14 protein-coding genes, 1 pseudogene and 1 riboswitch are annotated in these 17,017 nt (G+C 54.1%); of the genes and pseudogenes, 12 read left to right on the top strand and 3 right to left on the bottom strand.

Annotated elements, in window-relative coordinates; all coding sequences use genetic code 11:
- Positions 1-24 precede the first annotated feature (24 nt).
- From KTH_RS19160 to KTH_RS19150, 3 genes are all read right to left on the bottom strand, one after another.
- A complete protein-coding gene (locus KTH_RS19160; RefSeq protein ID WP_170142333.1) occupies positions 25-519 on the bottom strand; it encodes a CPBP family intramembrane glutamic endopeptidase in 495 nt (164 codons plus the stop codon).
- Between the two features lie 131 nt (positions 520-650).
- On the bottom strand, positions 651-1,013 hold the full coding sequence (locus KTH_RS19155; RefSeq protein ID WP_111319048.1) for a hypothetical protein: 363 nt from the start codon (positions 1,011-1,013) through the stop codon (positions 651-653).
- Between the two features lie 182 nt (positions 1,014-1,195).
- Entirely contained in the window at positions 1,196-3,058 is a 1,863-nt protein-coding gene (locus tag KTH_RS19150) for a protein kinase family protein (protein ID WP_170142332.1), read from the bottom strand.
- A 990-nt stretch (positions 3,059-4,048) separates the two neighbouring features.
- Between KTH_RS19150 and KTH_RS19145 the strand changes: the two genes are divergently transcribed.
- The 12 genes and pseudogenes from KTH_RS19145 (at position 4,049) to KTH_RS19090 (ending at position 16,993) form a co-directional block, all read left to right on the top strand.
- Positions 4,049-4,579 (top strand): NADH-quinone oxidoreductase subunit J family protein, encoded by a 531-nt coding sequence (locus KTH_RS19145; RefSeq protein ID WP_111319046.1) that lies wholly within the window; start codon positions 4,049-4,051, stop codon positions 4,577-4,579.
- Between the two features lie 3 nt (positions 4,580-4,582).
- Positions 4,583-4,912, top strand: a complete 330-nt coding sequence (gene nuoK / locus KTH_RS19140; protein WP_111319044.1) for an NADH-quinone oxidoreductase subunit NuoK — start codon at positions 4,583-4,585, stop codon at positions 4,910-4,912.
- 86 nt (positions 4,913-4,998) lie between these two features.
- Complete coding sequence (locus KTH_RS19135) at positions 4,999-7,212, top strand: proton-conducting transporter transmembrane domain-containing protein (protein ID WP_111319042.1); 2,214 nt, start codon at positions 4,999-5,001, stop codon at positions 7,210-7,212.
- Positions 7,213-7,215: 3 nt separating this feature from the next.
- On the top strand, positions 7,216-8,829 hold the full coding sequence (locus tag KTH_RS19130) for a complex I subunit 4 family protein (protein ID WP_497620520.1): 1,614 nt from the start codon (positions 7,216-7,218) through the stop codon (positions 8,827-8,829).
- 113 nt (positions 8,830-8,942) lie between these two features.
- Positions 8,943-10,412: an NADH-quinone oxidoreductase subunit N gene (locus KTH_RS19125; protein ID WP_111319038.1), complete on the top strand. Its 1,470-nt coding sequence runs from the start codon at positions 8,943-8,945 to the stop codon at positions 10,410-10,412.
- Between the two features lie 171 nt (positions 10,413-10,583).
- Positions 10,584-11,279, top strand: a pseudogene (locus KTH_RS19120) (ATP-binding cassette domain-containing protein); the annotation flags it as partial.
- A gap of 215 nt (positions 11,280-11,494) precedes the next feature.
- Complete coding sequence (locus KTH_RS19115; RefSeq protein ID WP_111319034.1) at positions 11,495-12,241, top strand: lantibiotic immunity ABC transporter MutE/EpiE family permease subunit; 747 nt, start codon at positions 11,495-11,497, stop codon at positions 12,239-12,241.
- Positions 12,238-12,960, top strand: a complete 723-nt coding sequence (locus KTH_RS19110; RefSeq protein ID WP_111319032.1) for an ABC transporter permease — start codon at positions 12,238-12,240, stop codon at positions 12,958-12,960. Before KTH_RS19115 ends, KTH_RS19110 begins: the two co-directional genes overlap by 4 nt.
- A 74-nt stretch (positions 12,961-13,034) precedes the next feature.
- Complete coding sequence (locus KTH_RS19105) at positions 13,035-13,754, top strand: response regulator (protein WP_111319569.1); 720 nt, start codon at positions 13,035-13,037, stop codon at positions 13,752-13,754.
- The gene (locus KTH_RS19100) at positions 13,712-15,151 is read left to right on the top strand and encodes a HAMP domain-containing sensor histidine kinase (protein WP_111319030.1); all 1,440 of its coding nucleotides are present in this window, start codon (positions 13,712-13,714) and stop codon (positions 15,149-15,151) included. Before KTH_RS19105 ends, KTH_RS19100 begins: the two co-directional genes overlap by 43 nt.
- Before the next feature lie 94 nt (positions 15,152-15,245).
- Positions 15,246-15,351: riboswitch (TPP riboswitch) on the top strand.
- Between the two features lie 77 nt (positions 15,352-15,428).
- Entirely contained in the window at positions 15,429-16,202 is a 774-nt protein-coding gene (locus KTH_RS19095) for an ABC transporter ATP-binding protein (protein ID WP_111319028.1), read from the top strand.
- Positions 16,199-16,993: an ABC transporter permease gene (locus KTH_RS19090; protein ID WP_111319026.1), complete on the top strand. Its 795-nt coding sequence runs from the start codon at positions 16,199-16,201 to the stop codon at positions 16,991-16,993. The genes KTH_RS19095 and KTH_RS19090 overlap by 4 nt, the downstream gene beginning before the upstream one ends.
- The last annotated feature ends 24 nt before the right edge of the window (positions 16,994-17,017 follow it).

The raw sequence follows: 17,017 nt of genomic DNA, 5'->3' as shown, positions 1-17,017 counted from the left end.
GCTCGCCTCTTTTGTGTGCGCACGTTACCGTCTTTGAACCGAGCGGGTAAAGTGCAGGTAGCCCAGAATGACGCTCGCAAGGAGCAAGACAAGCGTAACAACGATACCCCCTTCGGGCCCAAAGTTTCCCCCATTCAGCCACTCCGGGCCGACACTATGCATTTGAATGGGATAGAAGCCCCGATAGACAACCCCGCTGACTGGCAAACCGAAGACATTTCCTTGCATCCAGTTCCAGGCGGCATGGAGGCCGCTAACGCCCCAGATGTTCCCCGTATAGGCTGCATAGAGCGCGGTCAGGATCGCGAAGAGGAAGAGGTTCAGGAAGGAAATCACGTTGAAATTGGCGTTCAGGCCGTGCGCGAGCGAGAAGAGAAGCGAGGAAACAAACAGCGCAGCGGCCGGCGAGAGCTTCACGCCCAGGAGCGGGAAGAGCCAGCCCCGATAGATCAGCTCTTCTTTACCCCCTTGTAGCATCCAGGCCAGAAAAACGACCGCCACGCTTTGCCAATCGCGCATGTGCCCCTCCAGGGGCTTGAGTGAGCTCAGTGTGGCTGTTCCTGAGAGCAGAAGGAGGCCAACTGAGGAACCCATGAGCAGACAACCCGTAGTTATTCCAAGAGCATATGAACTGGTGAATGATTTGACGTTCAGGCCGAGGGTGCGAAAAGAACGCTTTTCACGATAAGGAGCCAGAGGAGCAGAACGACAGCGGCAAGCCAGATAAAACAGATCCAGATGTAGCCAGCGGCGCTCTTCAGACTATCAGTATCTCGATAGAGTGCGTATACCTGTTCACGTAACGAGAAGATAGAGCAGATTTTGTAGAAAGCAGGGATAAGCAGGTAATTGGGAAGCAAGAGAAAGACGAAAGAAAGCAGGGCTGTGATGAGAATCGTGAGGATCTTGCCCGGTCGGAAGCGACTGAGTCGGGCCTGCTGAAAAAGTGGTGTATGAGGATCAAGGAGCGTTTGACGCTGCTCCAACTCCATTGATTGCATTTTAATATACATTTTTTGCATTGCCCCTTTGACATAGTATAAATGACAACATAACGTCATCAAGACAGCCTAAGCGTCATGCTGGAAAGAAACTGTTCAATTGTCTTCTACAAACAAATCGCAGAAAGTGCGGAAATGTTACGGGGTAAAAAAAAGACGAGCAGGGAAAAGGACCTGCCCGCCTTTTGCGTGCGTTAAATGGGAATGGGGAGAACGTTATGTCCCTCTCTTCCTGATTGTACCAGATGGGATATAAACAGCTCGACGACAAATGGTTGCTCATAAAGCAAGCGATCTTTTCCATCCTTGATGCTGATGTAGAGCCGTTCGCGGCGTCCCCCGGGCTCTTTTTCAAACGGAGGCATCGGAAGCAAAACCTCTGCTGCATAGCCATATCCTGGGACCTGTACCTCTGCGCGTTGGATGACATAGGCTTTGCCCTGAGCCAGCACAGACCGAACCTCCAGATGGACTATATCGCCCTCTGTGAGGGCGCTCAGGCCAGCGATTGGGCTTCCTGGTGGCGCGGCAATAGGCCGGGTGGGGTGATTGCGACCCATAATGGTAATGCGTACCTGATAGGGCTGCTCCGGTCTGATCCGTAGCGGGGTTTCAACCAATGCGGCAGCCTGAATATCGCGTCGTTGTGTTCCAAGCACAAAGCTTTGCAGGTGTTTCAGCCAGACGCTCTTGACAACCGTTCCCTTATGAGGAGCCGGTAAGCCGGGCTTGCTCGCCGGGATCGGAAGCTGATTGATCACACGCATGATTGCAGGCAGGGCCGTGGTGAGCCGCTGTTTGACACGGTGCATGGTCTGGCTCAGTTCTCTGCTGAGGGCCGGCTTCTGTGGCTGCGCCGGAACTGGCAGGAACGATTGCTGCGGTGAGGGGGCCCCCGAAGGGGGGGGCTCATGCTGTCGAGATGCAAACGGCTGCATCCGCATGGTTTCCTGCTGATCGATGGGAACCGGTTCAGATAGCTTCCGGGTGGGCTGCTTCACCACGTCATCGCTTGTCGGGCTACCCTTCTCTTCTGGCATCTGATAGGGCAAGGGACCACTGGCAATGATGGTTGCTTCTGGGTCGTGCTTGCCCTGTTGTTTATCTGTATGTTTCGATGTAGAGCTATCGTTTGAGGCAAGCGTCTCAAGGGCAGCGGCCAGTTCATCGGCATGCTGGAAACGTTGAGCGCTCTCGATAGTCAACGTGCGTTGGAGGATCGGCGCGAAGCGGGCGGGAAATTCCTGTTTCTTGACGATGTCGCGTTCGGGAGCGGCTCCGGTCAGGAAAAGGTAGAGAAGCGCGCCCAGGCTATAGAGATCTGCGCGCGCGTCCGGCGGGTTTTGCTGGATCTCGGGCGCGGTAAACTTGCTGGCCGGGATCTTTGCCTTTTTTGCTGGCAGAAGCTGACGGACGGCAGGCGTTAGCCAGGAAACGATGAGCTCTGGTGTTGAATCGTTTTCACGGATAACGATCGTATAAGGATCGAGATCACCTAAAAAGATCTGATGGCGGTGCAGTGCAGAGAGCGTGCGGCAGAGCGAGAGGGTCCAGCGAATCGCTGTTTTTGTATCGGGGAGCCCGTTTCCGCTTTGAAGCTGATGCTGGAGTACATGCAGGGAGGACTTTTCTTGTGTCTGGACCTGTTGCCCGGCAATAACGAAAACATGTCCACGAAGAGAACGGAGATCGATCACTGGCAGAACACCGGCCGGGTGTTCCTGACGGAGCAGATCATATTCTTGTTGGATTGCTTTGAGAGCGCGGGCCTGCGTGCTCTGATCCAGCGAACTGGTGTCGATATCACGAATAGCGACAGGGCGTTGAAGCCGGTTGTCGGTTGCCAGAAAGATTTGTACAGCGGGTTGTCGTCGCACGAGAGCTGTTATATGATAGCGTTCATCAATCGCTTTCGTATCGCTTGAGAGCATATTGGAGTTCTGCTCAATGCGTGCGCCACAGCTACTACAGAAAACCGCATTCTGCGGTAGCGCGGTCTCGCAGTGCGGACAATGGGTACCAGAGGGCTGTTTTTGTGCATTGATAGTCGGTGTCACGCTCATAGATCCTCTACTACGTCTTTTTCAGGATAGGACAAACAACCGCCTGACAAGGGATACACAGGTTGAGCTTCTCAATGGCACGATGTCTGCTGCTGAAGTGCTTTGAGAAGAGAAAAGAAAAAATGATAACAGACAGTGTTGTTCTATAAAGAATGAACAATACGAAGCTCCATTGATTTCTGTCTTCTTATTATACGTTGTATTGGTGGATTTAGGGTATCGTCGTAGGAGGATGGAGAGGGATGTTTTCCCCTTGTCACATGTCGGATGTTTTGTTAGAATCCCTAAAGGATACTTGGCCTCTTTTCCTGCTCTGGATAGTGCCTGAGAAGCTTGCGAGTGATACAATATGAGTAAGAGTACCCCAGAAGCATAGGGCCGGGGGCTGATCGACAGTGCTGTCTCTGCGGTCCCTGCTGGCTTCTCAGAGCCAATGTATTCGCTTACCAATCTGGCACCACAACGACGTCTGTGTGTGCTTGCCTTGTGTCTCAAGAGGCTCCTGAATACCTGCATGCGAGCATGCTCTTGATTATGGATCACTCTTGTATCCGGGATGTCAAGAGTGTGTTTCCATGTTTGGAGAAAAATACAAGATCGATTTTCTCGTGTAGAAAGCCGGAACGGTTTTGAGAACGGAACAGAAGAGGTTTGAAAGGCGACACCACTCGTGTTCTCTGGAACGCGAGGACCGGGGGCGTTGGCAGAACCTCTTTGAGGAATGCAATGCGCGTTCCTCGCGCCTCTCTCCTGGAGAGAGCAGCCTTGTGGCAATCCCTTGAGGTTGTTGAGGGCTGAAAGCAAACAAGCGAACGTCTCTCTTTTGTGGAAAGAGAAACGGCGAGAAGACAAGAGGCGAAGAGTGCATTTGTGCTACGTGGAGTCCTGTTACTTCTTTTTATGAAAAGAAGCGAAGATAGAAGGATTTAATGTTCTCCTCTTGCCAGAAGAAAAGATTGTGATGATCCGAAACGACCCGGAGGTATGTTTAAGATGGACTTTGCCACCCTTTTATTCTGGATTCTGGCAATTGTCATGGTGGTGGCGGCCTTAGCGGTAGTCACAATGCGCAACATCGTTCACAGCGCTATGGCGCTCTTTTTCATGTTTGCGCTGGCTGCCGGTGTGTATGTCCTGGCCCGTGCTGAATTCATTGCTATTGTACAGATCCTTATTTATGGTGGTGCTATTACCGTTTTGATCCTGTTCGCGCTCATGTTGACGCGTATAGGAGGACAACGGCGGACGAATCCAACAAACAGAACCTGGCCGGTTGCCTTGCTGGTCTGTCTCCTTGTTGGTGGCAGCATCCTGTATGCTCTGTTGAGTAGTCCTCTGGCTGTTTCGCAGACGCTTCCTGCTAGCGTCCCGATGGACCCACTGAACAATGTAGCACGCATTGGCTTGCTGCTGTATAGTCCTAGCCAGTATAGCTATGTACTGCCTTTTGAAATTGCCTCTATTGTACTGTTGGTAGCAATTGTCGGCGCAATTGTTATCGGCAGGGAGGATTAGTATATGTTAACCACGCTCACACTCAACCATTTCCTGGTGCTTGGCGCTATTCTTTTTTGTATAGGACTGTATGGCACCATTGCAAAACGGAATGCCATTGCTGTCCTGATGGGCATTGAAATTATGCTCAATGCGGTGAATGTGACTCTGGTTGGTTTTTCGCTCTTCAATCAGGTTCCCGCTTATCGGGGCCTGCTTACCGGTCAAATCTTCGCTATCTTTATTATCACTGTGGCGGCGGCGGAAGCCGCGGTTGCTCTGGCGATGGTCATTGCGATCTATCGCAGACGCAAGACGGTGGATGTTGGCGAAATTGATATCATGAAGTTCTGATTCAGACAGGTCGCTAATGTGAAGAAAGGAGTTGTGCGCCCCCCTGTCTTCGAGGGTTAACACAGTGCGCACTGTGTTTTTTGGTTATGGAATTGTATCAATCTTCCTGGCTGATCCTGTTTGCTCCGCTCTTCGCTTTCGTCGTGATTATTTTCGGCACGCGAATGCTGGATCTGTTCAGCCGTCCTCGTGCAGCCACGGTGAGCGAAGAGTCTCATGGACATGCCACAGAGGCGCATGGTGAGGAGTCTCATGGTCATCATCATAATGGACTTGATGACGATGAAGATCCCAAAGTGCCTCAGTTGACCATCTGGGCAAAAGCCAGCGCCTGGGTTGCGATGCTCTTTATGGTGATCGCCTGTGGGTTCTCCTGGTTTTTGTTAATCAATGCTCTTACCAGTAACGTGCTCCCGGATCAGGGCACCTCGGTCTTTCATTATGAGTGGTTCGCGGTCCCTGGCAATCCGTTAAAACTTGAAATCGCTTTCCATATTGACCGCCTGGCTATCGCGATGATGGTGGTGGTGACGACGATCGCTCTCCTGGTGATGATCTACTCTCAGGGCTACATGGAGCGCTCCGCCGGGTACGCTCGCTTCTATTCGTACCTGTCGCTGTTCGCGTTCTCCATGCTGGTGATCGTGTTTGCCGCTAACTTCCTGGTCATGTTCATTGGTTGGGAACTGGTCGGTCTCAGTTCTTATCTGCTGATTGGCTTCTGGATTAATAAGACTGCCAAGCCTGATGAGCAGCGTCCGTCTCCCGCAAGCGCTTCGTTGCAGGCGTTTGTGATGAACCGTATCGGTGACGTTGGCTTTATCATCGGCATCATGATTCTGTTCACGTCTCTTGGCACCTTCGATTTTCACACGCTCTTTGCCAATGCCGGCCATATGGATAAAACCCTGCTGACCATCGCGATGATCTGTGTGTTCTGTGGTGCTATTGGTAAGTCGGCCCAGGTTCCGCTGCATTCCTGGCTGCCTTCCGCTATGGAAGGTCCGACTCCTGTTAGCGCGCTGATCCACGCCGCGACGATGGTTGCTGCTGGTGTCTATATGGTGGCGCGTACCTTCCCGCTGTATGCTGCGGCTGAGCCTGCTGCGTTCACTGTTGTTGCCTGGATTGGTGGTCTGACCGCGTTCTTCGCAGCGACCATTGCGCTGGTCCAGCGCGACTTCAAGCGTGTGCTGGCCTTCTCGACGATCAGCCAGCTTGGTTATATGTTTGTGGGTCTTGGTGTTGCCGGTCTGGCCGTGTTGAACGGTCATGGACCCGCCAACGAGCATGAGGCGCTGTTGGTCGCTGTTCAGGGCGCGTTGTCCGAGGGCGGTCATCATGTGCCATACTACGGCGTTGGTGCCGGTATGTTCCATCTGTTCACGCATGCCTTCTTCAAGGCGCTGCTCTTCCTGGGTGCTGGTAGCGTGATCCATGCCCTGCATCATGTGACCCATCGTGAGATGCAGGATATGCGCTTTATGGGTGGCCTGGCGAAGAAAATGCCGATTACGGCGATCACCTGGTTGGTTGCCGTGCTGGCAATTTCTGGCTTCCCTTTCACCTCTGGCTTCTATAGTAAAGAGACAATTATTGGTCTGGCCTATGAAACCAATCAGTGGGGTCTGTATGTGCTGACCCTGGTGACGGCCGGTCTGACCGCCTTCTACATGCTGCGTGCATATATCCTGGCCTTTGGTGGTCGCGATGGTAAGTTCGGTGGCCTCTGGGGTGGCACCTATCGCGGTGTTGGCGAGCCTCATGAGTCTCCGTTCACCATGACCATCCCGTTGATTATTCTGGCGATTCCTTCGATTATCGCCGGCTACTGGACTGGTTTCTTTCCCTTTGTGCAACCTCAGGCGAACCCGCTGGACATCCCGCACATGCTGTCCCTGCCTGATACCTGGATCGGTGTGCTGGTGTCGTTTATCGGTCTGGCCGTCGCCTATGTGATGTATTGTCGCGTGGAACCAGCAAAACTCGAATCTTTCGTACGGAATAATTCCTTCGTACGTGGACTCCACGCCTTCCTGTTTAACAGATGGTTTATTGATGACCTCTATGCGGCCTTTGTGAAGTACATTGTGATTGGCTTCTTCTGCAATGTCGCTCAGGCCATTGATACCTATGTTGTTGATGGTATTGTAAACGGTGTCGCTTTCCTGATTACTGGCCTGGGCCAGGGTATTCGGCGTCTGCAGACCGGACGCGTGCAGGCTTACATGGTTGGTTTCTTTGGTGGCGTCGCTGTGTTGGCAATCGTGGTTATTGTGCTGGTCACGAGGGGATATTAAGTTATGGACATTTTGTTTCATCCACTTACCTTAATTATCCTGCTGCCAGTGATCGGCGCACTGGTAGCGTATCTGACGCCTACAAAGGTTTCTCGCTGGGTGGCACTGATTTTCAGTGCGCTCGTGTTCGTGGTGACGCTCTACCTGCTCGGGCAGGGCTTCTCTCATGGATTTGGTAGCTTAAAGACCATTGGCGCTGTTAATCGCGTCGATTGGAATGCTGTTCGCGTCGACTGGATTTCTATTCCTATCGGGAAAATTCCGTTTAATGTTCAGTACTTCATGGGCGTTGATGGCCTGGGCCTTCCGCTGGTGGTGCTGAATGGTATGCTCACGGTGCTGGCGATTATTGGTGGCTGGCGGCGCAATCGGGTAAAAGATTACTTCGCCTTGCTGCTGCTGCTGGAAGCTGGCGTGATGGGTGTCTTTACAGCAATGGATCTGTTCCTCTTCTTCCTGTTCTGGGAGGTCGAGCTTGCCCCGATGTTCCTGCTGATCGGTATCTGGGGTAATGAGCAGATTAAGCACGGGGTTCCGGGTCGTATCTACTCTGCCTGGAAGTTCCTGCTGTACACCTTCTTCGGTAGTGTCTTTATGTTGGTCGGTTTCCTGCTGCTCTACTTCATGAATGCAGGAACCGCGGGTGCGACAATCACGGCGAGCATGCCGTACTTTGCCGATCCGGCGCATATGCCCTCCGGCACGCTGAATATTCTTGGTATCACTGCAAGCGCCCAGTTGGTGCTGTTCCTGTTGATCTTTGTCGCCTTCGCGGTAAAGATCCCAATGTTCCCATTTCATACCTGGCTGCCAGATGCGCACACCGATGCTCCAACTGAGGTCAGTGTGATCCTGGCTGGCGTCCTCCTGAAGATGGGTGCGTACGGTCTGATCCGTATCTGTTTCACGCTCTTCCCGGAGGGGATTCACGCGTTCGCTCCCTGGATGGCTGGACTGGCTGTGATCAACATCATCTATGGTGCGGCAATCTGTCTCGTCCAGAAGGACATGAAGAAGCTTATCGCGTATTCCAGTATCAGCCATATGGGTATTACCCTGCTTGGTGTGGCTGCCGCTGCCGGTAGCGGCAACGTCCAGTTCCGCGAGGTGGCGCTGATGGGTGCAACCTTCCAGCTTATCAGCCACGGCTTGATTTCTGGTATGCTCTTCTTCTGCGTTGGCGTGATCTACGACCATGCCCATACGCGTATGATTGCTGACTTCGGTGGTGTCGCCAAGAAGATGCCGCGTCTGGCCACCCTGTTTACGCTGGCCGGTATGGCCTCGCTTGGTCTGCCTGCTCTGGCTGGTTTCGTTGCTGAATACATGGTCTTCACAAGCAGCTATAAGATCTGGCCTGTGGCGACCGTGGTTTCGGTCTTTACTATGATCCTGACCGCTGGCTATCTGCTCTGGATGTTGAAGCGCGTCTTCTTTGGCCCCTTCAACAAGAAATGGAGCTGGTTGCCGGATGCCAACCCGCGCGAGATGGTTCCGCTGGTGATCCTGGCGGCTTTCATCGTGATCGTTGGTATCTATCCCAAGTTCTTGATTGATGTGCTGCTACCTAGTTTGCATCATGTCCTGTATGATGCGGCTCAGGCTTTGATTAAGTAGGAATCTCCCGGAACCCGTTGAGGCGATAGAGCTTCTTCTTCTTCGGGTTTCGGATCACCCGAACCGGGGGAATATTGCCGAAATATTCCCCCAGGCGGGTTAAGGAGTTCAGAATGAAATTCAGTGCGTTTGATTTCTACCTGCTCTCGCCAGCGATCAGCCTGATGGTATTGGCGCTTGTGGTGATGGCGGTCGATATGTTCGTAAAACGCCGCAGTGTTGTCGCCGCGATTTCGCTCGTCGGTCTGATTGTTCCTGCGGGGTTTGCGATCTCTCAAGCGATGACTCTGACCGGGACGCATAAAGCGTTCTGGGATATGTTGATTATCGATCAATACTCTATCTTTTTCACGATTCTCTTTTTAGTAATCGCGGCAGTGATGATCCTGGCCTCATATAACTATGTGGAACGCTATGTGAAAGGCCAGGGCGAGTTCTATGTCTTGATGCTGTTCTCAGTCGTCGGCATGATGCTGATGGCAAGCACCAGTGAACTGATCACGGTCTATATCTCGCTGGAGCTGACCAGCTTCCCGCTGTATGTGATGGCGGGTCTGATTCGTGAGAACGATAAGTCTGCTGAGGCAGCCGTCAAGTATGTGCTCCTGGGGGCGATGTCGTCCGCAATCCTGCTTTATGGCTTTGCTCTGCTCTATGGTCTGACCGGGACAACTGATCTGGCTGGCATTGCGAAATCCTTTGGACAGATCGGACAGGGGAACCTGGCTGTGCTGGTCGCCGATATTCTGATTATTGCCGGTTTCGGCTTCAAGATCTCGGCTGTACCGTTCCACATGTGGGCCCCTGACATCTATGAGGGATCACCTACTCCTGCAACGGCCTTCTTCTCGGTTGGCTCAAAGGCTGCTGGCTTTGCCGCAATGATTCGTGTGTTTATGCTTGGTAATCTGGGCGCGGTCAACCTGGGTGATCTGGTGGTCGTTCTTTCAATCGTCGCGGTTCTGACCATGACGGTCGGTAACGTGGTCGCTGCGGTTCAGAGCAACGCGAAACGCATGATGGCCTATTCCGGTATCGCGCAGGCTGGCTATATCCTGGTTGGCTTTATCGCAAGTCTGGCATCGGGACAGCCGCAAGGCAATAGCGCGGTGCTGTTCTACTTGCTGGTCTATGCGGTGACGAACCTGGGCGCTTTCGCCGGTATTATTGGGCTGGCGAACCTGACCGGTGGCGATCGCATCGAAGATTTCCGTGGCCTGTTCTATCGCGCGCCGCTGCTGAGCATTGGAACGGCGCTGTGTCTGCTGTCGCTCGGTGGTATCCCGCCAATGGCTGGCTTTATCAGTAAGCTGTATCTCTTCTCGGCTGCCTGGAATATGGGCCAGTACTGGCTGGTGGTCGTGGCACTGCTCAACAGCGTGATCTCGCTGGTCTACTATGGCCGCATTGTGAAGGCGATGTTCTTCGACAAGCCTGCAAAGCAGGGTCGCCTCTCCACTTCCTTCAGCCTCGGCACATCGCTGGTGCTGATGAGTGCGGCGCTGGTCGTGATGACACTGGTCGCGCAGGTCTTCCTGTCGGCTACCAGTTTGCCCGCTGGTCTCCTGATGGCGGGTCACTAAGCATCTATTCAGAAGAAGAAACGGGGTCCGTGCTGGTACGGGCCCCGCTTTGCTTTTCAGCTTGCCCTCTCCTCATCGCCCATTCCCCTGGATTGTTTATTTTTTCTTTAGATTCTGGCTGTACGATTTGGGAGAAATACATGTATACCTGTTTCTATTCGGAGTCCAATAATGAGCTTTATTGTGCAAACGGTCCATCTGACCAAAAAATACAGAAACCAAATCGCGCTACAGAATGTTAATCTGCTGATTGAGCAGGGGACGATCTATGGCCTGCTCGGGCCAAATGGAGCGGGAAAGTCAACGCTCATCAAGCATCTGGTTGGCCTGCTCCGCCCGACTGAGGGGCAGGTGCTGTTGTTTGGTGAGCCCTGGCGGCGAGAACACCTCTGGCATATTGGTGCACTGATCGAAGGTCCCGCCCTCTATGGCCATCTGACAGCCTGGGAGAATCTGGCGGTGCATGCGACGTTGCTTGGTGTGCCAAAAAACCGTATTGATGAGGCGCTGGAGCAGGTTGATCTGCGCAATGTAGGTTCCAAGAAGGCGGCTCAGTTCTCGCTCGGGATGAAGCAGCGGCTGGGGATTGCTTCGGCCTTGCTGAGCAGGCCCAAATTGCTGATTCTGGACGAGCCAACAAATGGGTTGGATCCTGCTGGCATTCGCGAGATGCGCGGGCTGATTCATCGTTTTTGCCAGCAAGGAATGACGGTTCTGGTTTCCAGTCATATCCTGGCTGAAATTGAGCAGGTCGTTACGCACCTGGGCATTATCAGCAAGGGGCAGCTTCGCTATCAGGGACGACTACGCGATCTGCTGGCGCAAGGACAACAACGCGTTGAGTTGGAGACGCCGCAGCTTCAGCAGGCATACCGGTTGCTTCAGCCCTCGTTCCCGGCCTTGCGGGTCGAAGGTCAAAAGCTGGTGCTTCCGAATCCGGGTGCGGTCACGGCTCAAATTATCTCGTTGTTGACGCAGCATGGCATCGCTGTGACCAAAATCGATACGGTACAGGATGATCTGGAAACGCTCTTCCTGCGGCTTGTTGAGAGCGGAAACTATCGCTAGGAGGAGAATGAGAGATGTTTGCTGTACTTCGGGCTGAATGGTTGCGTCTGAAAGGGGCTTTTGTACCGTTGTTTCTGACGGTGCTCCCGGCGAGCATTGTGGTGCTGGTAACGATCATGCGTTATCTGGCTCCGAACGCGACCGTCTGGAGCTATTACCTCTGGATGCTCTTCAACTGGTGGCCGCTGATCTGGGGGCCTTTCGGTATCGCGATTCTGGCTGCCCATTCGATGATGCTGGATAAGCCCTTGCTTCGGGGGCTGCGCTCACGTCCCGTGTCACCTGCGCTGCTCTACCTGGGAAAGCTGCTGGTACTGGTAATTCACTTCCTGGTCAGCTCTCTGTTGCTGATTGCATTGACGCTTTTGTCCGGGGTGCTCTTGCTCAAAGGGGCGACACCCTGGGGAACGGTCATTACTGCGTCGCTGCTGATCTGGGTAACGGCGCTGCCGCTGGTTGCGCTGATGTTGTGGTTTGCGCTGCTTGGCGGTTATGTATTGCCGGTTGTCGTTTCGCTTGTCGGGCCCTTGAGTGGCGCAGTCATGGCGGTACAATCATCCTGGATGTTGAATCCCTGGGCTTGGCCGTTGCGCGTGGTTATCCCGGTGGTTGGGGTGCATCCAAACGGTGTACCGCTTGAGGCTGGCGACCCGCTGTTGCAGACGCCAATGGTTCCAGTAGTGTTGGTGTCACTGATCGCGTTTATCCTGTTCGCAGCCCTGGGGGCGGTCTGGTTCGCCCGGCAGGAGGTGAAGGCATGACACTCCTGCGCGGAATGGGGGCCGAGTTTCTCAAGTTGCGGCGCTCTATGACACTCTGGTTAACGGTGCTGTTTCCGTTGCTCTGCATGCTGGCATTTGGCTGGTATCTGGCAACGACACACCGGATGACCTGGGATAATCTTCAGGAAACGTTTCTCATCTGGCTGGTGTTCTGGAGTGCTGGCGGTACGGCACTTCAGGCAGCGCTGGCTGCGAACATGGATGGGCAGAACTGGCGAGCGCTCCTTGCGCGTCCTGTTGAGCCGGGGATACAGCTAGGCGCGAAATATCTGACGCTGCTTGTGCTCTTGTTACTTCATGCGCTCTGGTTCAGTGTCTTGATTCTGATCACGGGGCTCCTGCTCCATGCTGAGGGCGAGATTCTCTGGGGGAGCTTGCTCGGTGCGCCGCTGGCTACCACGCTCTTTGTGATGCCGATGCTGTTGCTTTACACATGGCTTGCGACGGCGAAAGGGTTCGGTTGGACCATCGGGCTTGGTGGGATCGGCATGCTGGTGGGGACGCTGCTTGGGACAACGTCAATGGGTGATGCGGTATGGATGTATGTTCCCTGGGCGTGGCCTTTCCGCTTCCCGATGATGGCGCACGCGCTCTCCACGAACTGGCCACAGTTGCTGTTCCCTGTGGTTGCGACCGTTGTTCTGACGGTCACGGTGTTGTGGGTAAGTATACGCTGGTTCAGGCGACGCGAGTGGTAGACGGGACATTGTACGATTCAGATATGCGACCATTTTCAGGGAAGGAGCTGCTGTGTATGCTTGATGATGCGACGTTGCAGGGGAAAATTCTGCTTGTAGATGATGATGATGAGATTACACAGTTCGTCCAGGATGCCCTTGAGGACGAAGGCTTTACGGTGCTGATTGCACACGATGGAGCCCGGGCTATTGAACTGGCTCGGGTGGAAATCATCGATCTGGTGCTGCTGGACATTATGTTGCCGCATCTCGATGGCTTCAGTGTGTGCCAGGTTTTGCGTGATGAGCTGGATATCCCGATTCTCTTTGTCAGTGCCAGACAGGGAGAGTCCGACCGGATCCAGGGATTGAGTGTCGGTGGCGATGATTATATTATGAAGCCGTTCAGTATTCGGGAACTGGTTGCCCGGGTACGGGCGCATCTCCGCCGCGAGAACAGGCTGCGCAAGCAAAAGCGCCAGATGGTACGGCTGGTTTGTGGTGCGCTCTCGATTCACCTCGATACCTACGAGGTGCGCTACCGCGAACAGCTCCTTGCCCTGTCGCGCAAAGAATTTGAGATTGTTCGCTTGCTGGCGTTGCACCCGCGGCAGGTGTTTTCGCGCGAGACAATCTACGAGCGGGTTTGGGGCGACGATGCGAATAGCTACTCGGAGACCGTGACCGAGCACATCAAGCGAGTTCGGCGGAAGCTGGCGCTTGCAGATCCGCATACCGAATATATCAAGACGGTCTGGGGAGTAGGGTATAAATGGGACCAAGCCATAGCGAAGGCTTCCGACGCCTCTTTCTGAAATATCTGTTTTTGCTGCTTGCGATCGCTATTCCAGCTATTGTGTTTCTGGAAATGTGCCTTGCTGCTTTCTTGTTGCGTCCATTCGGCATGACTCAGGTAAGCGGCGAGGCCGGCCGGCTGGCACAGTTCGGGAGCGAGCATGCGGCACTGCTTGTGGAGCGAGACAATCGATTCATGCAGGACTGGGAGCGACGTGTGCGAGCTGTACCTGCTTTAGAGTATCTGGTACTCGATCCGCAGGGAAAACCGCTTGCCGGGAACAGGCAGACTTTTTCACCTCTGCCCTCTCCCGCGCTGTTGCTTCAGCGGCTGAATCAGACTATTTTGCTCAAGAATGACCACTATGTTAATACCGTGCCTCTGGTTTCTGATACCCGTGTCTATGGCTATCTCCTGTTGACCTATCCTGCCAGCGCCCTTCCTCCACAGGCGTCGATTTCCTGGGCTTTTATTCTGGGGCTGTTGCTGCTTGAGCCGCCTGTTGTGCTGTTTGTCGTTGTTCTAATCTTTGCCTCGCGTCTGGGCAAAAAGCTGAACCAGCCGGTTGAAGAACTGATGGGGGCGGTCGAGAAGATTAAACAGCACGACCTGGATTTTACGATCCATTATGACCAGCCTGATGTACTCGGCGATCTCTGCCGGGCGGTCAATGATCTGCGTACGGCCTTACAATCCTCGCTGTTGCGCGAGTGGGATAAAGAAGAGCAGATGCGCGAGCTTGTGGCCGCTCTCTCGCATGACCTGCGTACACCTGTGACCGTGATCCAGGGGCATATTGAGGGACTACAGCGGGCCCAGCCCGCCAAGCGAGCAGAGCGCCTTGAGCGCTATCTTCCGGTGCTGGAAACGAACGCGCAGCGCATTGGTCGTCTCCTGGAAGAGATCTTGCTGATCTCCTCGCTGGAACAGGCAGAATTCTCGCTTCAGATGCAGGCGGTCCATCTGGGCGATGAACTGCGACGTAAGGCCCAGAATTATGAGCTGGCGGCGGCTGAACAGGAGATTCGCTTTCGGTATGAACTCTATCGTGTCGCGGAGTCAGAAGAGGCGCTGCTTGATTTCTCGCAGATTGAACGGGTACTGGATAACCTGTTTGAAAATGCCCTGCGCTTTACCCCGAAGGGAGGCGAGATCACGCTTTCCTGTGCCTGGAATGTTGGTGTGCTCAGTATCAGCCTGCACGATACCGGGAGCGGGATTGACCCGCAGGAACTTCCTTTTATCTTCGACAAGTACTACACGCGATCTCGCAGGCCGAAGCAAGGCAAGAAGAAAACGGTTGGTCTCGGTCTCTATGTTTGCAGAGTGCTGATTGAAAAGCATGGGGGGCAGATTATGGCCCGCAATCGTCCCGAAGGTGGTTGTGAGGTATCATTCTGGCTGCCATTGCAGTGAGGCGCGTCACTGGCTGTCTATATTGATATATCTGCTATCTATGATATACTTGAGGTGAATTTATTGTGTTTGGCCGTATGATGGCCGGGCATGATTGCGCTGCTAGGGGAGCCTATAGGCTGAGAGGTGGCCGGAAGCGGCCCCGACCCTACGAACCTGATCTGGGTAGTGCCAGCGGAGGGAAGCGGCAGTTCTTCTTTTTCTCTACCTCATTCTCGTTTCTGCTGCATTCTTTCCCCATGCCTTTGTATCTCCCGAAAAGAGCTGTAGAAAAACAATGAATCCAGGCTATAAACTCTCGCTTCGAGGAGTGACCAGGAGCTTTCGTTCCGGGAAGCGAACGGTAGAAGTGCTGAGCTCAATTGATATGGATGTCAGGAAGGGCGCATTTGTGACTCTGATCGGGCCCAGTGGCTGCGGAAAAAGCACGCTGTTCAATATCATTGCCGGGTTGGATGTGCCTTCTTCTGGAACGGTGGCGATCGATGGTGACGCCGAGAGCCCACGTGCCGGACGAAGCGGCTATATGCTTCAGCAGCCGTTGCTGTTGCCCTGGCGCACCGTCGAGGAGAATATCCTGCTTGGGCCCGAGGTGCGACGTGAGGCTCGCCAGCAGGCCCGGGAGGAAGCGCGTGAACTGATGAAGCGCTTCGGGCTGGCGGAATTCGCACAGCAGTATCCCGCCACGCTTTCTGGTGGCATGAAGCAGCGGGTGGCCCTGCTCCGAACGGTGCTGTTTAACCGTTCGTTCCTGCTGCTGGATGAACCGTTAGGAGCACTCGATGCCCTGACGCGTCTCTCTTTGCAGATGTGGCTGCTCGATCTGTGGCAGAGTTTCCAGTCAAGCGTGCTCTTCATCACCCATGATGTGCGTGAGGCGCTCCTGTTATCTGACCGCATTTATGTGCTCAGCGCGCGGCCTGCGCGGATTTTGCGCGTGGTGGACGTTGATTTGCCGCGCCCGCGCCGCCAGGAACATCTGGCGGAGGCACGAGCCTTACAGCTTGAACGGGAGTTGCTTTCACTCTTGCTGAAGGAGCAGCCAGTATGAAACTACGTCGTATTGCCGCTTTTGGCCCTGCATTTGTCGTCGCCCTGGCGCTGCTGGCGCTCTGGGAAGTCTATGTGCGCTCGGGGATAGTCACTCAGTCTGTGTTGCCGTCTCCGTTAGCTGTGGTACAGGCTCTGGTAGATCGAAGTGATGCTCTCTTTGCCGAGACAGTGCAGACGTTGCTTGAAACGCTCCTGGGCATAGTGGTCGCTACGGTGTTAGGCTTGCTGCTGGCGCTGGCGCTCGGGTTATCGTCGCTAGTGCGTCAGGCGCTCTATCCGTTGCTGGTTGTTTCGCAGACAGTGCCTCTGGTCGCGCTTGCGCCTCTGTTGTTGATCTGGTTTGGCTATGATATCCAGCCGAAGATTGTACTGGTCACACTGTACTGCTTTTTCCCGATAACCGTTGCCTGTGCGGATGCGCTGCTCAGCGTGGACCCTGACCTGATCCGACTGCTTCAAAGCATGCGGGCCTCAAACTGGCAAATTCTCTGGATGGTGCGTTTGCCCGCGGCGCTGCCCGCCTTCTTTTCCGGGCTCCGGATTGCCGCGACCTACAGCGTGACTGGAGCGATTGTCGGCGAGTATGTCGGAGCTGAACGCGGTCTGGGAATCTATATGGTCAAAGCGGTGAACGCGCATGCGACGGCTGCTGTCTTTGCCGCTATAGTGATTACGTCGCTTTTGAGCCTTTTCCTATTTGTACTCGTCTCATTTATTGAGCGGCTTGCTTTGCCCTGGCATCAGCGGACGTTGCCGGGTAAGTTTGGACAACAGCCCGAGAGGGCTTAGTGTTTGTGGTTGATGTAAGGAGTT

This window comes from Thermosporothrix sp. COM3 (assembly GCF_059696735.1).
This window is presented reverse-complemented; position numbering and strand designations above follow the sequence as displayed.